This is a genomic window from Gemmatimonadota bacterium (assembly GCA_040388625.1).
Taxonomy (GTDB): Bacteria; Gemmatimonadota; Gemmatimonadetes; order Gemmatimonadales; family Gemmatimonadaceae; genus Fen-1247.
Genome location: JAZKBK010000006.1, coordinates 525,243 through 546,914 on the forward strand (window position 1 = coordinate 525,243; position 21,672 = coordinate 546,914).

General features: G+C 62.5%; 20 protein-coding genes. 9 read left to right on the plus strand and 11 right to left on the minus strand.

Features of this window, described 5'->3' with window-relative positions:
- Window positions 1-66: 66 nt before the first annotated feature.
- The 4 genes from V4529_15705 (at window position 67) to V4529_15720 (ending at window position 4,995) form a co-directional block, all read left to right on the plus strand.
- The gene (locus tag V4529_15705; protein ID MES2359782.1) at window positions 67-1,431 is read left to right on the plus strand and encodes a sensor histidine kinase; all 1,365 of its coding nucleotides are present in this window, start codon (window positions 67-69) and stop codon (window positions 1,429-1,431) included.
- On the plus strand, window positions 1,428-2,063 hold the full coding sequence (locus V4529_15710; protein ID MES2359783.1) for a response regulator transcription factor: 636 nt from the start codon (window positions 1,428-1,430) through the stop codon (window positions 2,061-2,063). The genes V4529_15705 and V4529_15710 overlap by 4 nt, the downstream gene beginning before the upstream one ends.
- Before the next feature lie 102 nt (window positions 2,064-2,165).
- Window positions 2,166-3,584 carry a pitrilysin family protein gene (locus V4529_15715; protein MES2359784.1) on the plus strand — a complete coding sequence of 473 codons (1,419 nt, stop codon included), beginning with the start codon at window positions 2,166-2,168 and terminating at the stop codon, window positions 3,582-3,584.
- 19 nt (window positions 3,585-3,603) lie between these two features.
- Entirely contained in the window at window positions 3,604-4,995 is a 1,392-nt protein-coding gene (locus V4529_15720) for a pitrilysin family protein (protein MES2359785.1), read from the plus strand.
- Window positions 4,996-5,031: 36 nt separating this feature from the next.
- Here the strand turns inward: V4529_15720 and V4529_15725 are convergent, their stop codons facing one another.
- Both V4529_15725 and V4529_15730 read right to left on the minus strand, forming a co-directional pair.
- Window positions 5,032-5,940, minus strand: a complete 909-nt coding sequence (locus V4529_15725; GenBank protein MES2359786.1) for an ABC transporter substrate-binding protein — start codon at window positions 5,938-5,940, stop codon at window positions 5,032-5,034.
- Between the two features lie 26 nt (window positions 5,941-5,966).
- Complete coding sequence (locus V4529_15730; protein MES2359787.1) at window positions 5,967-7,424, minus strand: AlkA N-terminal domain-containing protein; 1,458 nt, start codon at window positions 7,422-7,424, stop codon at window positions 5,967-5,969.
- A gap of 158 nt (window positions 7,425-7,582) precedes the next feature.
- Between V4529_15730 and V4529_15735 the strand changes: the two genes are divergently transcribed.
- Window positions 7,583-8,053 (plus strand): DinB family protein, encoded by a 471-nt coding sequence (locus V4529_15735; GenBank protein MES2359788.1) that lies wholly within the window; start codon window positions 7,583-7,585, stop codon window positions 8,051-8,053.
- Here V4529_15735 and V4529_15740 read toward each other — a convergent pair.
- Complete coding sequence (locus V4529_15740; GenBank protein MES2359789.1) at window positions 8,047-8,988, minus strand: aldo/keto reductase; 942 nt, start codon at window positions 8,986-8,988, stop codon at window positions 8,047-8,049. The genes V4529_15735 and V4529_15740 overlap by 7 nt on opposite strands.
- A 70-nt stretch (window positions 8,989-9,058) precedes the next feature.
- Between V4529_15740 and V4529_15745 the strand changes: the two genes are divergently transcribed.
- The 4 genes from V4529_15745 (at window position 9,059) to V4529_15760 (ending at window position 14,201) form a co-directional block, all read left to right on the plus strand.
- The gene (locus tag V4529_15745; protein MES2359790.1) at window positions 9,059-10,801 is read left to right on the plus strand and encodes a Na+/H+ antiporter; all 1,743 of its coding nucleotides are present in this window, start codon (window positions 9,059-9,061) and stop codon (window positions 10,799-10,801) included.
- A gap of 32 nt (window positions 10,802-10,833) precedes the next feature.
- A complete protein-coding gene (locus V4529_15750) occupies window positions 10,834-11,382 on the plus strand; it encodes a DNA starvation/stationary phase protection protein (GenBank protein ID MES2359791.1) in 549 nt (182 codons plus the stop codon).
- 30 nt (window positions 11,383-11,412) lie between these two features.
- Window positions 11,413-12,459: a hypothetical protein gene (locus V4529_15755; protein ID MES2359792.1), complete on the plus strand. Its 1,047-nt coding sequence runs from the start codon at window positions 11,413-11,415 to the stop codon at window positions 12,457-12,459.
- A gap of 68 nt (window positions 12,460-12,527) precedes the next feature.
- Window positions 12,528-14,201, plus strand: a complete 1,674-nt coding sequence (locus tag V4529_15760; protein MES2359793.1) for a PQQ-binding-like beta-propeller repeat protein — start codon at window positions 12,528-12,530, stop codon at window positions 14,199-14,201.
- On the opposite strand, the gene V4529_15765 is transcribed toward V4529_15760, so the two are convergent.
- From V4529_15765 to V4529_15800, 8 genes are all read right to left on the minus strand, one after another.
- The gene (locus V4529_15765) at window positions 14,202-15,728 is read right to left on the minus strand and encodes a phospholipase D-like domain-containing protein (GenBank protein ID MES2359794.1); all 1,527 of its coding nucleotides are present in this window, start codon (window positions 15,726-15,728) and stop codon (window positions 14,202-14,204) included.
- A gap of 123 nt (window positions 15,729-15,851) precedes the next feature.
- The gene (locus tag V4529_15770) at window positions 15,852-16,406 is read right to left on the minus strand and encodes a pyridoxamine 5'-phosphate oxidase family protein (GenBank protein MES2359795.1); all 555 of its coding nucleotides are present in this window, start codon (window positions 16,404-16,406) and stop codon (window positions 15,852-15,854) included.
- Window positions 16,403-17,293 carry a DUF5996 family protein gene (locus V4529_15775; GenBank protein MES2359796.1) on the minus strand — a complete coding sequence of 297 codons (891 nt, stop codon included), beginning with the start codon at window positions 17,291-17,293 and terminating at the stop codon, window positions 16,403-16,405. The genes V4529_15770 and V4529_15775 overlap by 4 nt, the downstream gene beginning before the upstream one ends.
- Before the next feature lie 58 nt (window positions 17,294-17,351).
- Window positions 17,352-17,636 (minus strand): UBP-type zinc finger domain-containing protein, encoded by a 285-nt coding sequence (locus V4529_15780; protein ID MES2359797.1) that lies wholly within the window; start codon window positions 17,634-17,636, stop codon window positions 17,352-17,354.
- Between the two features lie 83 nt (window positions 17,637-17,719).
- Window positions 17,720-18,880 carry an ABC transporter permease gene (locus tag V4529_15785; GenBank protein MES2359798.1) on the minus strand — a complete coding sequence of 387 codons (1,161 nt, stop codon included), beginning with the start codon at window positions 18,878-18,880 and terminating at the stop codon, window positions 17,720-17,722.
- Window positions 18,877-19,992: an ABC transporter permease gene (locus tag V4529_15790; protein MES2359799.1), complete on the minus strand. Its 1,116-nt coding sequence runs from the start codon at window positions 19,990-19,992 to the stop codon at window positions 18,877-18,879. The genes V4529_15785 and V4529_15790 overlap by 4 nt, the downstream gene beginning before the upstream one ends.
- Before the next feature lie 6 nt (window positions 19,993-19,998).
- Window positions 19,999-20,748 (minus strand): ABC transporter ATP-binding protein, encoded by a 750-nt coding sequence (locus tag V4529_15795; protein MES2359800.1) that lies wholly within the window; start codon window positions 20,746-20,748, stop codon window positions 19,999-20,001.
- Complete coding sequence (locus V4529_15800; GenBank protein MES2359801.1) at window positions 20,745-21,668, minus strand: ABC transporter ATP-binding protein; 924 nt, start codon at window positions 21,666-21,668, stop codon at window positions 20,745-20,747. The genes V4529_15795 and V4529_15800 overlap by 4 nt, the downstream gene beginning before the upstream one ends.
- Window positions 21,669-21,672: the final 4 nt, after the last annotated feature.

Below are 21,672 nucleotides of genomic sequence, written 5' to 3' on the forward strand. Positions count from 1 at the left end.
ATCTACAACTTTTGGTTGATACCACCACCGAGCCGGGCGCTCAGTCGCTCGAATGTGCCTTTTCGCATGGCACAAAGCGGCGCGGCGCATGACATTTACTGGATGGTGGTGACCGCCCGACTCCGCGCTCCATCCGAGCCGCTCTTTTCAAGGCATGCACCCGTGTGGCTGAACGTGTGGGCAGCGACGCAACTGGTCGCGCTCATGACGGCGACACGCATCGCAGTCGTCCGAAGCGGCTCGCTGCAATCCGTATTCGCCGGCACGACCGGGGCACGCCTCGCGATCCTGCTACTGGCCACGATCGCGGTACACGTAGCGGGCGTGATCCTGTACCGTTGGCTGGTACGCGAGTCGTGGCGGAGCATTGCTTACGTCGCAACCTGCTGGGCGCTCGTGTTCGCCACCTCGTGGCTACGACGCGAATACAGCCTGCTCGCGCTCGGCGCTCTGTTTCAGGCATGCATCTTCCTACCGTTCCAGTGGATAACAGGTGCGCTGGCGGCGTTCGTCATCGCCGACGTCATCGCCGTGAGCCGAACGGACAACGGATTCGTCGTAACACGATTCATCAACGCAATCCCCATCCTCGTGCTCGGCGTGATAGTCGGCGCGATCGTGCTGTACATCCACCGGTCGAATCGTGACGCCGCGGTGCAGGAAGATCTCCTGCGCAAGCTCGACGCCGCGCATCAGGATCTCGCCGCACGCTCGCGGGAGGCCGGGATGCTCGCGGAGAGGCAGCGACTGTCGCGCGATCTGCATGACACGCTCGCACAGGGTTTCACAAGTGTTATCGCGCAGCTCTCGGCGGCGGAACTGGTGCTGCGCGGACCGGCGAGCGATTCAGATGCATCCGCTTCAAAGAATGGCCGGCTCGACAATTCGAGCTCCGATCGGGCTGCGCTTGCCGCGCCGTACCTCGCCCAGGCGCAGGCGGTATCGCGAGCCAGCCTCACCGAGATTCGCCGGCTCGTGCTGGCATTGCGTCCTTCCGCGCTCGCCGACGGTCCGCTCCCTGCGGCGCTGGACCGTGTCGTGCACGAGTGGTCGGCGCTTCACGGCGTTCCCGCATCGTTCGAGTCCACCAACGTTCCCGAACTGGCCCAGGACGCGGAAGTAACGCTCCTCCGCGCCACGCAGGAAGGATTGAGCAACGTCGCACGTCACGCATCCGCCAGTAACGTCTCAGTCCGACTGTCACACGTGGACGATCTGGTGCTCCTCGAGATAGATGACGACGGCGTCGGCATCCCGGAGCAGACGTCGCAACCCGAACGCGGGCTCGGCATCGCCGGCATGCGCGAGCGCGCAGGTGCGCTCGGCGGCCGCGTCATCGTCGAAAGCTACAGAGGCAATGGTACGAGTCTGACGGTCGCCCTTCCATTTGCCACCGCGGTCGCAGCGTCGCAGAGACAGGAGCTTGCGTGACTCACCGTATTCGGATAGTGATCGCGGATGACCATCCAATCGTCCGTAGCGGGCTTTCGGGAACCCTTGGCAGCCAGCCTGATTTCGAGGTTGTTGGCGAGGCAGCAACCGGACTGGAGGCGTTGGATCTCGCGAGTACGCTGGATCCGGACATAGTTCTCATGGACATCCGCATGCCGGAGCTGGACGGCGCCAGCGCGACTCGCCGCATCATCGCCGGGAATCCACGTGTGCGAATACTGGTGCTTACAACGTATGCAACAGACGCGGACGTGCTGCGCGCGGTGGAGGCAGGCGCGGTCGGTTATCTGCTCAAGGACGTGCCGCACGACGAGTTGTTTCGCGCAGTTCGTGCGGTGGCGCGCGGTGAGCGTTACCTCGCCCACTCCGTTGCCGCGCGGCTCATGCAGCAGATGGCAACCCCGGCGCACGAGCCGCTGACCAATCGTGAAACGGAGGTCCTTCAATGCGTTGCACGCGGCGCCAGCAACAAACAGATCGCCACCACGCTCGGTATCGCCGAGCCGACGGTAAAGGCGCATCTGGTTCACATTTTCGGGAAGCTGGGTGTCGACAGCCGGACGTCGGCAGTCCGGGCGGGGGTCGAGAGAGGTTTCATCGAGCTCCACTGAATCCGCGGCGGCAGTACCCGTGGGATCCGCGAGTCTCGTGTCTTGCCGGACGCCCGAATGTCCTCCATGTTCACTTACCACTCACCCACAGGGACGACCATGGTGCCCGTAAATCGCCTGCGTCACGTCTTGATTTCGGCAGGCCTCGCGCTGCTAGCTTCAGCAGGCGCACATCTCCAGGCTCAGGCTCCCACCAAAGCTCCAACGAGCGCTGCAGCTGCGCTGCACATTCCCGTCGAGTTCTACAAGCTCGATAACGGACTTCGTGTGGTGCTGTCTCCGGACTCGACCACACCGACTGCGGTGGTCGCTGTGTATTACAACATAGGATTCCGCACCGAGCCGCGGAACCGAACCGGCTTCGCGCATCTCTTCGAGCATCTCATGTTCCAGGGATCCCGCAACCTCGGCAAGCTTCAGTTTGTAAAACTGGTGGAGCAGAACGGCGGCATCCTGAATGGATCCACGCGATTCGATTTCACCAATTACTTCGAGGTCATACCGACCCACGCGGTGCGCAGGATCCTGTGGGCGGAGGCAGATCGCATGCGCGGACTCGTGATCGACACGGCCAACCTCAACAACCAGCGCGACGTGGTCAAGAACGAGGTTCGCGTCAACGTACTGAACCAGCCTTACGGCGGTTTTCCGTGGATCGATCTGCCGATGCACGCGAACACCAACTGGTACAATGCGCACAACTTCTACGGCGACATGCATGACCTCGACGCAGCGAACCTGAGCGACGTCGAGAGCTTCTTTCACACGTATTATTCGCCCGGCAACGCAGTTCTCGTCGTAACCGGCGACTACGACCGTAACGATGTGCGTAACTGGATCGCCGAATACTTCGGGAACATCCCCGCCGCGGCCCTCCCGCCAAGACCAGACCTCTCCGAGCCTCCGCAGACGGCCGAGAAGCGTTTCACGCGAATCGACTCACTTGCCACACGTCCCGCGATCGGAGTCGCGTATCACGTGCCCCCACGCCTGACGCCTGAGTGGTACGCTTTCGGTTTGCTGGATCAGATCCTGGCGCAAGGCCAGAACTCGCGCTTCTACCAGGAGTTGGTGCAGAAGCGCGGTCTCACAGGAAGCGTCGATGCCGGCATCAACTTTGGACTCGGCGACATGTTCGATTATCAGGGACCGATGCTCTGGGAAATACAGGCATTTCACGATTCCGGAAAGTCGGGCGAGACGCTTCTCGCAGCCATGGACACGGCGATTGCGCCGCTGCGGACGACGCCGGTGAGTCAGGCGGTGCTCGATCTTGCGCTCGTAAAGCTGCGGTCGAGCCTTTATCAGGAGCTGGAGCAGTCCGCCGGCTTCGGCCGCGCGAACCTGCTTGCATCCTTTGCACTGTTCGACAACGATCCCGGCAAGATCAACGAGCTCGAAGCCGGCTTCGCGAGCGTGACGCCGGAGTTGCTGCTCAAGACTGCGCAGGAATATCTCGCTCCGACCAATCGCACCGTCGAATTCATCGTACCGGCCGCCAAGAGCGGCGCAAACCCATGATCGCGCGGAGACCAGACAGATGAAGAACATCATATCAGCCGCGGTCATCCTGCTTGGCGCCGCGGCCACTGTGAGTGCACAGCAGACCTTGACCACTCGCGAGGCGCCGCCGCCCCTCGGTACACCGAAGGCGTTCCACATTCCGCCGCGACACGACATCACGCTCGCAAACGGAATGAAGGTCACGCTGGTCCAGTTCGGAAAGATCCCCAAGGCTTCGATCTATCTCGAGCTTCGCACGGGCCACATCGACGAAGCTGCGACACAGACGTGGCTGGCCGACGTTACGACCGATCTCATGCGCGAGGGAACAACGACACGGAGCGCAACCCAGATCGCCGACGACGTCGCCGGCATGGGAGGAGAGCTCACCACTTCCGCGAGTGACGACATGTCGCAGATCGGCGGCGCCGTGCTCGGCGAGCGTGCCGCTGACATGGTGAAACTCGTGGCCGACGTCGCGCAGCATCCGTTACTTCCCGAAAGCGAGCTCGCGCGGATCAAGGCGAACGAGGCGCGTAATCTTGCAATCGCACTGAGTCAGCCACAGCCCGTCGCGCAGGAGGCTTATGCGCGACAGGTCTACGGCGACCATCCATACGGCCGTGCGTTTCCGACGGCCGCGATGCTGAACGGATACACGATCGCGCAGGTGCGCGACTTCTACGCGAGGAACTTCGGCGCAGCACGCGCGCATCTATACGTTGTTGGCGTCTTCGATCCCGCCTCGGTCGAGCGTGCGGCGCGCGATGCGTTCTCGGGGTGGCGCGCCGGTGCGCGTCCAACTGTCCACCCGCCAACGCCAAGCACGAAGCGCACCGTGACACTGATCGACAGACCCGGCTCGGTCCAGTCGACGCTGATTCTCGGCGTGCCCGTTCCCGGCCCCACCAGCGCCGACTACATCCAGCTCAACGTGATGGACGCGCTGCTCGGCGGCACTTTCGGCTCACGAATCACTACCAACATCCGCGAGCAGAAGGGGTACACGTATTCACCGTACAGCTATGTGAGCACGCACTATCACGACGCGAACTGGGCCGAGCAGGCTGACGTGACAACGGCCGTGACCGGCGCATCGCTCAAGGAGATCTTTGGCGAGATCGCGCGGCTGCAGAGCGCTGCGCCGGGCGAGCCGGAGCTGAGCGGTATCAAGAACAACATGATCGGCCTCTTCACGCTTCGAAACGCATCGCGCGGCGGGATCGTGAACCAGCTCTCGTTCGTCGACGAGCAGGGATTGGGTAATTCATATCTCGCCGACTACGTCAAGCACGTTCTGGCCGTGACGCCGGCGGAAGTGCAGCACATGGCGCAGACATACCTCAAACCCGAGCACATGACGCTCGTGGTGGTCGGCGACAGGAAGACGGTGGATCCGCAACTGGCACCGTACAGGGTGAACAAGTAATTCCGTGTAGTCCTCCCGGGTAATCGCCCGGGAGGACTACGCAACCCGTACCGCGTTCGATTCGGCCGCTACCGGGAACAGATCCGGATGCATTATCGCCGCGAGCGTCTCGATTCCGTTCACGAGACGCGGACCCGGCCGGCTGAGAAGCGAGTTTGCATCGACGGCCCACACCGGAATCCCGCCAGCCCAGGCCCATTCGTCTCGCGCCAGCAATTCGCGCGCAGCGGATGCCGCGTGCTCCACGTCGTACCCGCAGGGCGCGACTATGAGCAGCTCCGGCCGGCCGGATTTGATTGCTTCGACTGAGCGAACTGTGGAATGCTCGCCTGCGACCGACATCAGCTCGTGACCGCCAGCGCGTCGTACCATTTCGGGAACCCAGTGACCAGCCGCGAATACGGGATCGGTCCACTCGATCACCACGACGCTGGGACGCGGCGCGCGGGCGGCGCGCAGTGTCTCGTGCACGTCGCGAATACGTCCCTCGAGTGACTCGACGACTTCCGCAGCCGTATCCACGCAGCCGAGTGCCGCGCCGAGCCGGCGCATGTCCTCGGCAACGCCGTTCCAGGTTGAACCCGAGAGAGTCACCACGTCCGGCTTGCTCGGCAGTCGCGCTGCGATCGCGCGCACGTCGGTCTCGCTCACAGCGCACACTTCGCACAGCGCCTGCGTGACGATCAGATCCGGCGCCAGTGAGGTGATGGCGTCCTCGTCGAGCAGGTAGAGCGGCTCACCGGAGTGCGACAGGCCGCGCACCGCCTCGTCGATCTCGCGTGGGGTCGTCAGGCTCGCATCCATCATCGAACGCGTCACGCGTGGGAGCGTGCGCACGACATCTGCAGGAAAGTCGCACTCGTGCGTGATACCGACGATGGAATCGCCAGCATGAAGTGCGGCTATGATCTCAGTCGATGCCGGAAGCAGGCTCAGGACGCGCATATGAGTTTTTTCGACCTCTAGGGATTCTACCGTACCACCCCTCTCCACAAGTGGAGTGTAGCGTAGCTGCGCCAAGGGCGCCACGCCTGGGAGATCTCATCCGCGCGGGCAGCGGTTACTCCGCCGAGGTTGTTGCGGAGGACGACGTCTTCCCTGGGGAACGCGTCCGGCCAGCGTAGTGCGCGCATTGCGATGTAATGTGCAGTCCAGCGTCCTATGCCGGGCAGCGCGATGAGCTGCTTCATGGTTGCATCCGGATCAGCGCCGGCGTCGAGTTCCAGACGCCCGGACGCAACCTCGGTCGCGAGTCCGATGATTCCGCGGGCGCGCGACTGGATGATGCCGAGTGAGCCGATGTCATCCACGGCAAGTCCGGCAACGCGCTGCGCTGTTGGCGCGAGATGCGTCAGACCATCGTGCGGCGTGACGATGCTGTCACCGAACGCGTTCACGTAGCGACCCGCCAGAGTCGCGGCTGCCCTCACCGTGATCTGCTGGCCGAGTATCGCGCGCACTGCAAGCTCGAACCCGTCGAACGCGCCCGGTACGCGCATGCCCGGATTTGCTGCAACCACGTCGGTCAACAACGGATCGAGCATCAGCTGAGCGGAGATGATGTCGGGGCGAGCACTCAGGTCGAACATGCTGCGCAATCTGCTCAACAGTGTCGGGAGCACCGGCATCAGCGAACGTGTGAGCTCGACCAGCAGCACGCGCCTCTGCGGCATGTGCCGCACGTGAATCCAACCCGTGTGACTTCCGAGTCGTATGGTGCGCGAGTAGGAATCATCATGCACGCGCTCGACCCCTTTCGACGCTCTTAGGCGCAGAAAGTCGAGCATGCCTGTCCAGTCGAACGGGGGCCGATAGGCCAACTGTAGTGCGAAGGTGTCGGTCGGTACCGCGCTTACGGATGACTCGCTGGCCACCTTGCGCAGGCGCGTCGGTGGAATTCCGTAACGACCGCGGAACGCGTCGTTGAAGCGGCGCAGGCTCGAGAATCCGCTCGCGAACGCCACTTCCGTAACGGGGAGTGTCGTCTCCGTCAACAATTGCTTCGCCAGCAGGAGACGGCGCGTCAACACGAGCTCCATCGGTGACACGCCGAGCTCCTTGTGGAGGATGCGCCGAATCTGGCGTGAACTCCAGCCGAACTTCGCGGCGACCTGCTCGAGACCGGCACCGTTGTCGAGCATCCCTTCCTCGATGCGATACGCAACGAGGTTCGCGATCCGATGCGCGTCATCGACTGGCGCGTTACCTGGCGCAAGCTCCGGCCGGCAACGCAGACACGGCCTGAACGACGCCTTCTCCGCAGCTTCAGCGCTGTCGAAGAAACGGCAGTTGCCAGCCCTCGGCGTCCGCGCGGTGCAGACAGGGCGGCAATAGATCCCCGTCGACGTAACACCGACGTAGAACACGCCATCGAAGCGGGGATCGCGGGAAGTAAAGGCGTTGTAGAGTGCCGCGGGGTCCGTGGTCATGCCATATCATAGCACGATCCCTACAGTGCGACTAGCCATTTTCGGACATCGAATCACCCACCGCTGGCCGAGGCGGCAAAGGCGTGGTATGATCCGTTATAGGGGGCCGGCCGGTGTCCGAAAATGGCTGGTATAGTCCATCATAACGGAAGCTCATCGTGAAGAGACAGCAATTGCTCGGGCGACTGGATTCGGCCTGGAAGGACTTCGAGGAATCGTACGCCGGATTGTCGCAAGCGCAGTTGAAAATTCCACGCGTCACCGGCGAGTGGTCGGTTCGTGACATAATCGCGCACGTGACATGGTGGGAAGAGGAAGCGCTCAAGCATCTGCCGGTAATTCGCGCGGGTGGTGCATCGCCGCGCTATTCGGTGACGTACGGCGGCATCGACGCGTTCAACGCCATGATGACCGAGCAGCGTAGCGGACTTTCACTCGCCGAAGTGCTACGGCAACATGATGAAGTGCACGCCCGGCTCGTCGATTACGTCGCCGCAGCGCCGGAAGAGCTGTTCACGCGCGAAACTCGATTCCGGCGTCGTCTGCGATTCGATACTTACGGCCACTATCCCGTGCACGCCGGCGCGATCCGCGCGTGGCGTGCACGGACGCAGAGCATCGCTCAGTGATCTGATCGGGGAGGTGGTACGATCGTGTCGATAGCGTCGAGATCGGCGTTGCTCAACTCCCACCTTGCCGCAGCTACGTTGGCCGTCACCTGTTCAGGCGTCGTTGCGCCCGCGATTACCGAAGCGACTACGGGCCGCGCGAGCAGCCAGGAAAACGCGAGCTCGAGAAGGGTATGTCCGCGTGATTGCGCGAACGCGCGCAGCTCTTCGACCAACTCGAGCCTGGCATCCGTCAGTTGCGCAGCACGCGGTCCGCTCGCCAGCCGGCTACCCTGTGGCGCCGGTTGACCGAGATGGTACTTGCCCGTCAGCAGTCCGCTGGCCAGAGGAAAGAACGGTACGAACGCGACGTGTACACGTTCGCATTCAGCGAGCACTTCGACCTCCGGATCCCGATGCAGGAGACTGTACTCGTTCTGAACGCTCACGAAGCGTGCGATGCCACGATCCTGCGAGTTCTGCTCCGCGTCACGAATCTGCTGAGCGGAAAAATTGGAGCATCCGATCTCGCGCACCTTGCCGGCCTTCACCAACTCGTTCATCGCGCCCAGCGTGTCGGCGATGGGCACATCCGGGTCGGGGGTGTGAAGCTGATACAGATCGATGTGATCGGTACCGAGTCGCCGGAGGCTGTCCTCGGCGGCCGCGCGCACGTATTCGGGGCGTGCGCCGCGACGATCGTCGTCTATTCGCATGCCGAACTTGGTTGCGACGATGACTTCGGAGCGGCGGCTGCCCAGTGCGCGGCCCAAGTACTCCTCGCTCTTTCCATCGCCGCCATAGATATCGGCGGTGTCGAAGAAGTTGATGCCGGCATCGAGCGCGGCGTGCACGACGCGTGCGGTTGCCTGCTCATCCAGCCGGCCGCCGAAATTGTTGCACCCCAGTCCGACCGCCGAGACGGTGAGCGATCCGATTCTGCGCATATCTGTCATTGAATGGAATATCGTACATTGTGGTAGTGGAGCAGCATAATCTGCGCATACGCCGAGCCACGGAGTAGGGTTGGTAGAAACCGTCATTCTTCTCCTGATCATCGCTGCGGGTCTGGAGATGCTGTCGCGGCGCATAGGAGTGCCGCGTCCCATCCTGCTCGTCATCGCCGGCACGCTGCTGGCCCTGGTCCCGGCCGCTCCGACGGTCCGCGTGGACCCGGACGTCGTGTTCTTCATCTTCCTCCCGCCGCTACTGTACTGGGCGGCGATAAACACGTCGTATCGCGAGTTTCGGCAAAACAGCGTGGACATCATGCTGCTCGCGATCGGACTGGTGGTGGCGACCGCCGGCGTCGTTGCGGCCGCGGCACATGTGATGTTCCCGTCGCTATCCTGGCCAGCAGCGTTCGCCCTGGGCGCAGCGGTGGGCCCGACCGACGCGGTCGCGGCCACGGCGGTGATGCGACGGTTCGGCGTACCTCGCACGCTCGTCTCGATTCTCGAGGGCGAGAGTCTCGTCAACGACGCGACGTCGCTGGTGATCTTCGAGATGGCGCTGACGGCCGGCAACACGGGCACGTTCTCGCTCGGGCCTGCGTTGTTGAGCTTTCTGTGGGCGGCCGGCGGCGGAATAGTATTCGGCCTGGCCGCTGGATGGTGCATCGCGTCACTACGGCGCTGGATCGCGCGAACGTCGGAGCGGAGTCCGGTGCTCGAGAGCAGCATATCGCTGCTCACGCCATACGTCGCATTCCTTGCGGCGGACCGTGCCGGAGTATCCGGAGTTCTCGCCGTCGTCGTCGCAGGACTCTACCTGGGCCACGCGGCGGCGCGTCTGCTCACCGCGGCATCGCGCATTCAGACCATCAACATGTGGGAGATCGTCGATTTCCTGCTGGAAGGTCTGCTCTTCATCTTCGTCGGCCTCGGACTTCCGTTGGCGCTTGGTGCCGTACGTACCGGCCAAGAGGAGACGCTGGCCAGATTGATCGCTACTGCGGCCGCAGTGAGCGCAGTCGTGATCGTACTGCGTCTCGCGTGGGTATTTCCTGCTGCATACGCGCCACGGTACCTGAGACACCGATTCACGGGCCGGCATGAGCCGTATCCACCATGGCGGAGCGTCCTGTTCGTGGGATGGGCGGGGCTGCGCGGTGCGGTATCGCTGGTTCTCGCACTCTCGGTTCCGTTCGTCACTTCGTCCGGTGCACCATTTCCGGGGCGCGACGTTGTGATCTTCGTAACGTTCGTCGTCATCCTCGTTACTCTTGTTGGTCAGGGGCTGACATTGCGGCCGTTGATCTCGAAGCTCGGGCTCGAGCCGGATCGCGCCGATGCATTCGAGGAGATCAATGCGCGACTGCAGACCGCGCAGGCAGCTCTCGCACGGTTGGACCGGATCGATGCAGGCGAGGACGGCTCGCTATCGGGGCTCGGCGACGGCGACTCGCGTGGCGTGGTCGCCGCCCTGCGCGACGAATACACGCACCGCGTTCATCGTTACTCGAACGAGGTACGTACCAGATCGATCCCGCCGCCGGATCCCAACGGTGATCCGGCCGTTGGTGACGACGATGCCACGGAAGCTGACGTGGACGGGCGCCGCGCTGGTTCGTATCGCCTGCTGCGTCTGGCGACGCTGGACGCCGAGCGGCAGCGGCTGATTCAGATGCGTGACGGCGACGAGATCAGTGACGGCGTGCTTCACAGAGTGGAGCGCGACCTGGACCTGGAGCAGGCGCTCCTGACGGGGTTGGACGGCTCACAGACGAATGGCACGGTCGTGCGTATCCCGCGGACCACGCACGGGTGATAGTTTCCAGTAGAAACCATTCTGGAGAAGCCATGAAAGCGTCTACCGTGAAGAAACCCAACAACGCCGTACGCCTGCGGCGGGCTCCCCTTGCAACACCCACCGACCTTGGCGCGTCCGCGGTGCGAGACATCGCCGCTGCACTGAACGGCGTTCTCGCTGATGTTTTCACGCTGTATCTCAAGACGAAGAATTTTCACTGGCACATGAGTGGCCCGCACTTCCGCGATTATCACCTGCTGCTGGACGAACAGGCGGATCAGCTTTTCGCGATGACGGATCCGATCGCCGAGCGTGTCAGGAAGCTGGGCGAGACGACAGTGCGATCGATCGGCCAGATCGCGCGCACGCAGCGGATTCACGACAACGATGCGAGCTACGTCGAGCCGTCCGACATGCTGGCGGAATTGCGCGAGGATAACGAGATCCTTACTGCGAGTCTCCGGCAGGCCCACAACGTATGCGACGAGCATCACGACGTGGCGAGTGCGAGCCTCATCGAAGTATGGATCGACGAGACGGAGCGTCGCACCTGGTTCCTCTTCGAGTCCGCGCGAAGCGGGGATTCAAGCAACCATTGAGCGACCGCTGAACACCTCGCAACGGCCGCGATGAAGACCCTGAAGGAGACATACATCATCGCGACCTGCGCGACGCTGGTGTGCGCAGGCCTGGCTGTTCCGGCACGCGCCCAGAATGCGGCACCACCGCTGGGTGACTATCTGCGAACCAGCGTCGGCCTCAACGCAGGCCAGATTGCCGATGCGCAGAACGGCGCGGCAGTGGTGAAGCTGTTGCACACCGACGTCGGTCGCGACGTGACGGTATTCGGAATAATCGGAATACACACCACGCGGGATGCATATCTCGCGCACATGCGCGACGTTCAGTCGCTCATCGCAGCTCGCTCACAACGATTCGGAATCATCAGCGACCCGCCGACCCCGGCAGAGCTGCAGACCATCGCGCTGGATCCGTCGGAATGGCAGGACCTCAAGGGTTGCCGCGTGCGGGACTGCAACTTCAAGCTGTCGGAGTCCGACATGAAGCAGTTTGCGCAGGTGGACTGGTATGGACCGAACGCGGAACAGCAGGCTGATTCCGTGATGAGAGTTCAGGTGGCGAATCTTGTCGCAGCGTATCGCGCTCGCGGCAATGCGGCGATGCCACGCTACGACGACACCAACGGAGTTCAGGCAAGCGACGCATTCGCCGCTCTGCTCGATCAGTCGACCTACATCCAGCAGTACGCACCGGCGCTTCGCAATTATCTCGTGAACTTTCCCGCGGATCGGCCCGAGAATGCCCTGGATGTGATGTACTGGTCACTCGACAGGATTCCACATCTCCGCCCGACTTTCACACTCAACCAGATGGTGGTTCTCACACCGCCAGCCGGCAACGCGTTGATCGTGCGGAAGCAGATCTATGCGAATCATTACTTCGAAGCTGCCCTGGAGCTCTCGACGATCTATGATGCGCCGGCATTGAATGGGGGAGCCGGGATCTATCTGGTAACTACGCGCAGGTACCGATTCGATGCTCTACCGGGCGGTTTCCTGAACATTCGCGGACGGGTCCGCAGCCAGCTCCAGAAGGTCATGAAGTCCGACCTCGAGCGTGAACGCAAGACCGTGGAGGCGCGGCCGACGGGCTGAGGCTCCCCCGCGTCGGCATCCAAGATGCAGGACAGATGCACGACGCCCCACCCGACGGAGGATGTTCGATGCCAGTCCGCGTTCCCATACTCGCAGTGGCCATGGGCGCTGCGGTTGTCGCCCTGTCCGCTTGTTCTGGCTCGAATACCGAGAAGGCTCCCGACACCACGCACGCGCCGCCGATCGCGGCTGCGCCGGGCGCGCCAATGATCAGCCCCGAGGATTGGCCCGGCTACAATCGGACGCTCGCCGGAGACCGGTTCTCCCCCCTCGCCGAGATCACGCGTCAGAATGTCACGGAGATGAAGAGCGTATGCACCTACAATCTCCCCGAAGTCACGTCACTTCAGACCGGACCGATCGTCGTCCGGGGAACGATGTACTTCACTACGGACACGATCTCCTACGCCATTGATGCGAGTACGTGCGCCGAGCGATGGAAACAGCCCCGACATAGCGCCAAGCCGAGCCCGCTGCTGGTGAATCGTGGCTTTGCCTACATGGATGGCCGTCTCTTCCGGGGGACTTCGGATTCGCACGTCCTGGCGATGGACACCACGGACGGCAAGGTGCTGTGGGATCATGCCATCAGCGTGAACGCGCCGGGCATGTCGATACCGATGGCACCGATCGCAGCAGACGGCAAGGTCTTCGTGGGCAATGCCGGAGGCGATCAGGTGGGCGTGACGGGACACGTCTACGCGCTCGATGCGCGCGACGGACACGTCGTCTGGCAATTCGACGTGGTGCCTGATTCCGGCCCAGCGCGCGCGACGTGGACCAATACGCGCATTCCAGTGACCGGCGGTGGATTCTGGACGTCGTTCACATTCGACACCGCCAGCAAGGTGCTGTACGTCCCGGCTGGCAATCCGGCGCCGGATTTCGAAACCGAGCTTCGCACCGGCGACAATCTCTATACCAACTCGGTAATCGCACTCGACGCCGCCACGGGCAGGATGCTCGGCTACAATCAGCTCGTGAAGCGCGACATGCACGACTGGGATGTGGACAGTCCGCCGACACTCGTGACCACGCACGCCGGGACGCAGATCGTTGCGTCGGCAAACAAGGATGGCCAGCTGGCAGTGCTGGACCGCTCACAGATCGCGCGTGGTCGGGCGCCAACCGGCGACCTCGGCAACACCCTGCCTACGCTGTACATCAAGCCGACCACTACCAGGCAGAATGTGGACACACCCCTCTCGCGTGATCACACCACGCGCTTCTGTCCGGGCATCACCGGTGGATCGGAATGGAACGGCGCGGCTTACAGCCCGAATACAAATTCGCTGTATGCCGGCGCGGTGGATTGGTGCGCGACTGTGCAGCTCAAGCGCGATACCACGACCATTCCGCCGGCAGGTACGACGTGGCTTGGCAATGAAAACGCAAATCCGTTCGTGCCGGCGAGTGAGGCGCGCGGCTGGCTCACTTCATTCGACGCGGACAGCGGCACCGTGCGTTGGAAATTCCACGCACCGCATCCCGTGCTTGCAGGTGTTACGCCCACAGCCGGAGGGATTGTTTTCGCAGCGGACATGTCGGGCGAGCTGTACGCGTTCGGCGCCGACAGCGGCCACGTGCTCTGGAAGACCAACACGGGTCAGTCGACCGGCGGCGGAATCATCAGCTACTCCGCGGGTGGACGCCAACTCGTCGCCGTTGCGTCGGGAATGAAGTCACCCGTGTGGCCCGGTGCGGCGAAACAAAGTCGAATCCTGATATACGGACTGCGATGACTATGGCGTGACAGCGGCCGAGGAAGCGGCCGAAGAAGCGGTCGAAGAAGCCGTCGAAGAAGCCGCCGGCCCGGGACTGTCGCCTGTGACATGTTCGTCGTGCACATCCGGAACCGAAGCCGTTTTAGTGGCCCCGTGGGTGCGAAGCCTGTAGCTCTGCAGCAGCATCGCGCCACCGAACCAGAGACTGAATACCGCGATCGGGATTGCGAACACGCGTGGCCAGACAACGGCGACTATTGCCAGCGCGACGAGCACGGCACCCGCGACCGCGATCGCGCGCGAATCGGCGGCTGCGAGCACGCGTCTGTCTGTTACCGCTGCGGTGACCGTGTTGCCGAGTCGAATCGCGCCGGCGACACCGCGGCCCGCGCTGCCCGAGCCTCTCCTTCGGTCACGCATGCGCCGCGCCGGCGGCAGTCCCGGCAACGCATCATGTGAACGATGCCTGCGACGCCGTCTGTGCAGTACTACTTCAGTCGCATGCGCAAGGTCGTCCAGATACGCTTCCTCCATGCATTCGGCGAACGCAGTGTCTTCGATCACTGCATCGAGCTCGTAATTGCCGAGCCAGCTCGCAATGTTGAGATTGCTCGACCCGACGCGTGCGAGGCGACCATCGGCGACCGACGTCTTGGCATGCATCATCGGACCATTCCATTCGAACACGCGCACTCCGGCCTCGAGCAACGGCCTGTAACCTGCCTGCGAGAGCGGACGCAGCAGTGGAATGTCGGTACCGCCCGGAACGAGCAGGCGCACGTCGACGCCATCCTTCGCCGCCGCGCGGAGTGCCTGCACGTGTGTCGGCATTCCGGCATAATACGCATCGGACAGCCAGAGTGTCTCGCGCGCCGCTCCGGCGACCAGCTCATCGAGACGCAGCAACCGGGCCCGCCATGGCTCGCTCGCGACGACGCGCACCGACGTATCGCCCGCCACCGCGATACTATCGCGAGCGGTGAGCTCCTCCGGTGGAATCGGCGGGCCGACTACCGCCCACACGCGGCTGAACGCGCGCTCGATCTCGGCGACTGCCGGACCGCGCACTTCCACGCCGGTATCACGCCACGGCGCAATACCACGCTCTGGATCGCCCACCCACGCATCGCCGACGCAGAGACCGGTGATGAATCCGATCCCGCCATCGACGACGACGCTCTTCCTGTGATCGCGATGGACCCAGCCCAGCGGGCTTGCGAGAGTGAATGGATTGAAGCAGCGAACCTCGACACCGGCCGCGCGCAACGATTCCCAGAATCGCGACGGAGTCTTGGCAAACGCACCCATCCAGTCGTACAACAGGCGCACGGTCACGCCAGCGCGCGCCTTTTCGATGAGCGCATCGGCGAAGCGCCGGCCGGTTACGTCGTCGCGCATGATGTACGCTTCGAAATACACGTACCGCTCTGCGGATGCGATCGCATCGAGCCACGCCGGATAATTCTCGGCTGCATCGCGCAGAAGCCGGACGCTGTTGCCATCGATCCGCCGCGCATCCGCTGCGCGCGAGATCGCCTGGTCCATGATCGACCGGCCTGTGCTTGCGTCATGGCGGACTTGCGATCGCGGCACGTGCTGCGGCGAGAGGTCTGTGTGCATGGCTAGCGTCTCACGAACGTGCAAGGACGGCGATGCACTTCATGACATTCAGGGTTGGGGGAGCGGTCTTGGATTTCCGACCCGCGACTCGCGCCCCAGGATGTTGTCCACGTGTATTCGGACCAGGTGAATGCGCTTCGGCATCGGATCGTCCGCTCTGAGTATCTCCGGAACAGCACTCCTGAAAAGCCGGACCGCGTTTTCAAATTCGAACCAGTCCTCGGAGTGCATGTCCGAAGAGAGAAACTCGATCGCGCCCCAGACCTCGACCGAGCGCCAGTCCAGGATGCCATCGACTTCGTCCACCTCGAACGCCGCCCACGGATGATGCTCCGCCATCACCAGGTCGTCCCCGAGCTCCGCGCGCGTGTATATCCAGTTTTCGGAATACAGATAGTTGCATATCTTGAGGTGGAACCGGTCCTGAAAAGTGATTCCGACACGACCCAGATGATGCTTCGCGAGTATCGCGAGAGACTCATCGCGCGACAGCTCACGAACCGTGACGTTCAAATCTCCCGTGTCCTGCGCGTGCGCCGTGTCACCGTTGTGACTCGCGCCCGCTGGCGAAGACGTGCCCGTCGAGCCAGACATCTCGTTCATTTCTTGCCCTTCCGCTCCAATGATTCACGATCCCATGCGGCACGACTAGCCGCCGCTTCGTAGGTACGCTCGCAGAACTCGAGCAGTATTTCGTCGGGCGATGAGGCGGTGCGCACCGCCTCGTAAGGCAGTATGAACTCCCGCATGTTCGCATCGTAGTACGCACTCTCCGGTCCCGGAGGATATTCCCTGTAACCGTCCGGCTCGGGGTACGCGTATGAATAGAACGCCGCTTCCTGTGTACCACCGCCGGGCCAGAATCCCACGCTGCTGCACTCTCTCGAGTACGCCTCCTGCATGACGTAATCGGGACAGTTGGGAGCACCGCCGGGATGCAGCGGCGCGCCACGTCCCGAAAACCGTGTTGCAGCGATGTCGAAGCTTCCCCAGAAGAAGTGTACGGGGCTCGCCTTTCCCTCGAAACGCCCGCGGAACTGCTTGAGTACGCGGTCCACCTGAACCATCACACGCCACCATCGGTTCACGGAGTCCGCGTCGTACGACGCGTGCTGACTATCTTCCGCGAATGGAACCGCAGTTTCGACCTCGACGGGCACTCCTCTGATCTTCGCACCGATACCGAGCGCAGCAAGAACATCGAGATATTCGATGTAGAATTCCCGCACGGGACGCTGGACGAGCGGAATCGTGCGAGTCTGTCCCGCACTCGTTCGTATCGCGACGTTGTGATAGATGAAATCAAAATCCACCGTGGCGGTATGCTTGCCGAACGGCATGGAACTGGTCGTCAGGCCGCGCTCCGTTACGTAGAGCGTCACCTGCCACCAGTGATTCAGCATTGGCGCCAGCGCGAGTCGAGTCTTGCCGACAATCTGCGTAAGCATGTGCAGCGTCGCATAGCTGTCCTGCCACGATGCGAGCGTCAGCTCCGGCCAGACGGGGTCACCTTCTGTTGCCGCCGCTACCTGGTGTGCGGTCACAAGATCACCGCACCCGTGGCGCAGGCTCGAACGTCACGTCGTCGATGTAACACCAGCCCCAATCCTCACCTGGCTCGAACGAGCGCATGATCGGATGTCCTGTTGCGTGGAAGTGCTTCGTGGCATGCTTGTTCGGCGAGCTGTCGCAGCAGCCCACATGTCCGCAATCGAGACACAGACGCAGGTGCACCCAACCGCTGTGCATCTTGAGGCATTCCTCGCAGCCGTTCGGCGTGCGCGGCTCGACATCGCGTATCTGGTCGAGATGAGTGCAGGTTTGAGAAGCCATTGGAACGACCCCGTCACAGATGGTACTCGCGGAATATACCGCCGGACAGCTCCAATTGGAGCAAGACGCGCGCCCGCGGGAAGTCAGGCCGAGCGCTTGTGATACTGGCGTATGGCGACGCTGAGCACCACGGAGCTGATCGCGGCCAGGGCGGCGAGATGCGATGCAACGTCGCGCATCCGGGCACCCTTGAGCAGCACGGCACGCATCAGAGCCACGAAATGCGCGATCGGGTTGATCTCGGTGGTCCACTGCGCCCATACAGGCATACCACGAATGGGTGTGAACAGCCCACTCATGAGCAGGTACACCATCAACAGCGAGAATGTCACGAACATCGCCTGCTGCTGTGTCTCCGCCACGGTCGAGATCCAGAGTCCGATACCGAGCGCACCGACGAGATAGATCGTCGCGGCGAAGAATATCAGGACGAGGCTGCCGAGCATCGGAACGTGAAAGACGAGCCGCGCCACCACAAGCCCTATCGAGAGGTCGATCATCGCGAAAGTCCAGAGCGGTATCAGCTTGGCGGCGATGAAGGTCGACCGGTTGATGGGGGTCACATTGAGCTGGTCGAGCGTTCCGGCTTCCTTCTCCCTAACTATGTTCATCGCCGTCATCAACGTGCCGATCATCGTCACCAGCACGACGAGGATTCCGGGAACCATGTACTGACGATAGTCCAGTTCGGAGTTGTACCAACCGCGCCGGCGCAGCTCCATCACGGGATGACCTCGTGTGGGCGCCACACCATCACCGACGCCCAGGTTGGTAACGACCGACGGACTCACCTCCGCACCGAGCTCTCCGGCATAGTTCATCAAAATCGCATTGGCATACGTCTGCATCACGGCGGCTGCGGCGCCGTCCTCGGCGTTGAACACGAGCTGCAACGGTGCACGATGATCGCGCACGATTCCGCGCTCGAATCCCTCCGGAATCACAACGATCAGATCGACTCGTCGGTCCAGCTTCGCCTCGTCACCGTTGGCCATCGACGGAGATGATTCCGTCGGCACGAACCGCCCCGAGGCTGCCAACCGCGTCTCAACCCCGCGCGACATACTGCTGTGGTCCTTGTCGATGACGTACATGCGCGCGCTCTTTACCTCGAACGTCACTGCATTCGCGAGCACCAGCAGCTGAATCACCGGCATGATGAACAGCATGCCGAGCAACGTGCGATCGCGCACGATCTGCAGGAATTCCTTTCGCAACAGAAATCGCAGCACCCGCAGCCTCACGCGAGCCTCGGCTTGAAACTGCGCACAGCCGCTATCAGCAGCACGGCGAGCATGACGGTGAGTACCGCAAGTTCCTTCCACAGATAGGTGAAACCCACACCCTTCAGCATGATCCCGCGCGCGATCACGATGAACCAGCGCGCTGGAACGACGTACGTCACCATGCGCAGCCACGCCGGAAGGCTGGCTATCGGGAATATCATCCCGGACAGCAACGCGTTCGGCAGCATGGTTCCAGCGAGCGCTGCAAGCATCGCCGCGCGCTGGGACGGTGCCAACGCGGCGATAAGCACTCCAAGAGACAGGCCCACCATCGAATAGAGAACGCTGGCCGATAGCAGCAGCGTCAGGCTTCCCCGGAACGGGACATGGAATACCGCCCACGCCGCCAGCAGTGCAGTCGCGACGTTGCCAAGCGCCAGCAGCAGATACGGCATTACCTTGCCGAGTATGATCTGCCACGGGTGAAGCGGCGATACCAGCAATATTTCAAGCGTGCCGCGCTCCTTCTCGCGCGACAGCGATATGGACGTCATGAGCGCCGTGATGAGCGTCAGTACCAGTGCGATGAGCCCGGGCACGAACAGATTCACGCTCTCCAGCGTCGGGTTGAATCGCATTCGCAGCTGCGGAACTATCCGAACCGCCTGCCCCGTGGCGCCGATTTCCGCCTGGTAGCTGGTGATCACAGCGGTCGCGTACGCGGCCATAGTGCTTCCGGTATTGGGGTCGGACGCATCGCCGATCAACAGCAGGCGGGTTGGCACGCCCTGGGATAGCGATTCTGCGAACCGCGGCGGAAACGCCAGCGCAAGGTCGGCATCTCCGCGACGAAACAATGGCTCCAGCAGATCCAGCGTCTGCGATGTTGCCACGATTTCAAACCGTGGATTGCCCGCGAACCGATTGCGCAGGGCAATCGTCGCGTAGTCGGGCGTCGGATCGACCACGACGAGGCGCACATCACTGATGTCATTCCGCAACGCGTAGCCGAACAACACCACCATCGCCAGCGGGAGCAACAACAGGATCGTCAGCGTCTGCCGATCACGAAGGATGTGCCGCATCTCCTTGATGATGAATGCGTGCAGCGCTGATCTGCGGCCGGCCATTTGAATTCAGGCGGACTGAGGAGTCTGTACGCCTGCGGGACGTACCAGCCCCAGAAAGACCTCGTCCAGCGTTGCAGCGCCGAACTTCTGCTTCACTTCCGCCGGCGGCCCCATCGCCGCGATCCGCCCGTCCACCATTATCGAGATCCGATCGCAATACTCGGCCTCATCCAGATAGTGAGTCGTGACGAACACCGTCGTACCGCGCTCGGCGACAGTATAAATCATCTCCCAGAATTGCCTGCGCGTGATCGGATCGACACCGCCGGTTGGCTCGTCCAGAAAGACAACCGCAGGTTCGTGCAGCATTGCAACGGAGAACGCGAGCTTCTGCTTCCACCCCAGCGGCAGCGACTCGACGCGCTCATCGCTCGAGCGTCCCAGTTGCAGTGTCCCGATCAATGCGTCGCCACGGTCGCGGACCTCCAAATCGGTCAGTCCGTAGATTCCGCCGTACAGGGTGATGTTCTCACGAACCGTGAGATCCTCGTACAACGAGAAGCGCTGGCTCATGTATCCGATGTGCCGCCGCACGTCGTCCGCATTGGTTGAAACATCGAATCCAGCCACGCTCGCCTGACCGGACGTCGGCGCCAGCAGACCGATCAGCATCTTTATCGCCGTCGTCTTCCCCGCTCCATTGGCGCCGAGGAAGCCGAACACTTCACCCTGCCGCACTTCGAAGCTGATCGAGTCGACAGCGGTGAAGCTGCCGAAGCGCCGCGTCAGACTCCTTACGTCGATCGCCGTCGTCATGCAGCCGCCCGGACGACCGCTTCCGGCTGTCCCATCAACTCCATGAACGCATCCTCGACTCCAGCGGAGATCGGTTTCACGCGAACATCCGTGAATCCACTACCGGCGAGATACGTGCGCAGCTCCGCCACGATATCATCCGTCGCCTTCCCGGTCCGCGCATCGCTGTAATGGACTTCATCTCCGAACGGATAGACCGATTTCGCATGCTGGTAGTCCCGGAGCGATTGGATCAGCTTGTGTCGCTCGTTTGCATGCACGGCGATCAGCGGATTCGGATATCGCGCCGCGATTGCCGCGGGAGCGTCCACGGCAAGGATACGCCCTTGCTGAATCAGCCCGACCCGATCGCAGCGTGTCGCCTCGTCCATGTAAGCGGTCGATACGAGAATCGGCAGGCCCGATGTCTTGAGCGCGCCGAGCAGATCCCAGAATTCGCGTCGCGAGACCGCATCGACGCCAGTCGTCGGCTCGTCGAGAAAGAGAATCTCGGGGCGATGAACCAGCGCACAGCAAAGCGCAAGCTTCTGCTTCATTCCACCGGACAGCGCGCCGGCGCGACGATCCTTGAACGGCTCTATCTGCTCGTAGATCGGTGCGATGATGGCGCGCCCTTCGTCGATGCTCGTACCAAACACCGAAGCGAAGAAGCTCAGATTCTCTTCGACACTCAGATCCGGATAAAGCGAGAACCTCCCGGGCATGTATCCGACTCTGGAGCGAATCGCCCATAGATCGCGCACCACATCCAGCCCCAGGACCGTCGCCGTGCCGGAGTCCGGAACGAGCAGCGTAGTCAGAATGCGAAACAGCGTGGTCTTCCCGGCACCGTCCGGCCCCACAAGTCCAAACAGCTCGCCAGCGTTCACTGCGAACGAGACGTCGGACAGCGCGACAGTCTCCTCGAAGCGTCTTGACACACCG

Bases quoted from the DNA above. Each gene is read 5' to 3' on its own strand.
- V4529_15770 (MES2359795.1), bottom strand. From the start codon at position 16,406: ATGAACGAGATGTCTGGCTCGACGGGCACGTCTTCGCCAGCGGGCGCG.
- V4529_15780 (MES2359797.1), bottom strand. From the start codon at position 17,636: ATGGCTTCTCAAACCTGCACTCATCTCGACCAGATACGCGATGTCGAG.
- V4529_15790 (MES2359799.1), bottom strand. From the start codon at position 19,992: ATGGCCGGCCGCAGATCAGCGCTGCACGCATTCATCATCAAGGAGATG.
- V4529_15730 (MES2359787.1), bottom strand. From the start codon at position 7,424: ATGACCACGGACCCCGCGGCACTCTACAACGCCTTTACTTCCCGCGAT.
- V4529_15750 (MES2359791.1), top strand. From the start codon at position 10,834: ATGAAAGCGTCTACCGTGAAGAAACCCAACAACGCCGTACGCCTGCGG.
- V4529_15765 (MES2359794.1), bottom strand. From the start codon at position 15,728: ATGGACCAGGCGATCTCGCGCGCAGCGGATGCGCGGCGGATCGATGGC.
- V4529_15705 (MES2359782.1), top strand. From the start codon at position 67: ATGGCACAAAGCGGCGCGGCGCATGACATTTACTGGATGGTGGTGACC.
- V4529_15760 (MES2359793.1), top strand. From the start codon at position 12,528: ATGCCAGTCCGCGTTCCCATACTCGCAGTGGCCATGGGCGCTGCGGTT.
- V4529_15795 (MES2359800.1), bottom strand. From the start codon at position 20,748: ATGACGACGGCGATCGACGTAAGGAGTCTGACGCGGCGCTTCGGCAGC.
- V4529_15755 (MES2359792.1), top strand. From the start codon at position 11,413: ATGAAGACCCTGAAGGAGACATACATCATCGCGACCTGCGCGACGCTG.
- V4529_15725 (MES2359786.1), bottom strand. From the start codon at position 5,940: ATGCGCGTCCTGAGCCTGCTTCCGGCATCGACTGAGATCATAGCCGCA.
- V4529_15740 (MES2359789.1), bottom strand. From the start codon at position 8,988: ATGACAGATATGCGCAGAATCGGATCGCTCACCGTCTCGGCGGTCGGA.
- V4529_15720 (MES2359785.1), top strand. From the start codon at position 3,604: ATGAAGAACATCATATCAGCCGCGGTCATCCTGCTTGGCGCCGCGGCC.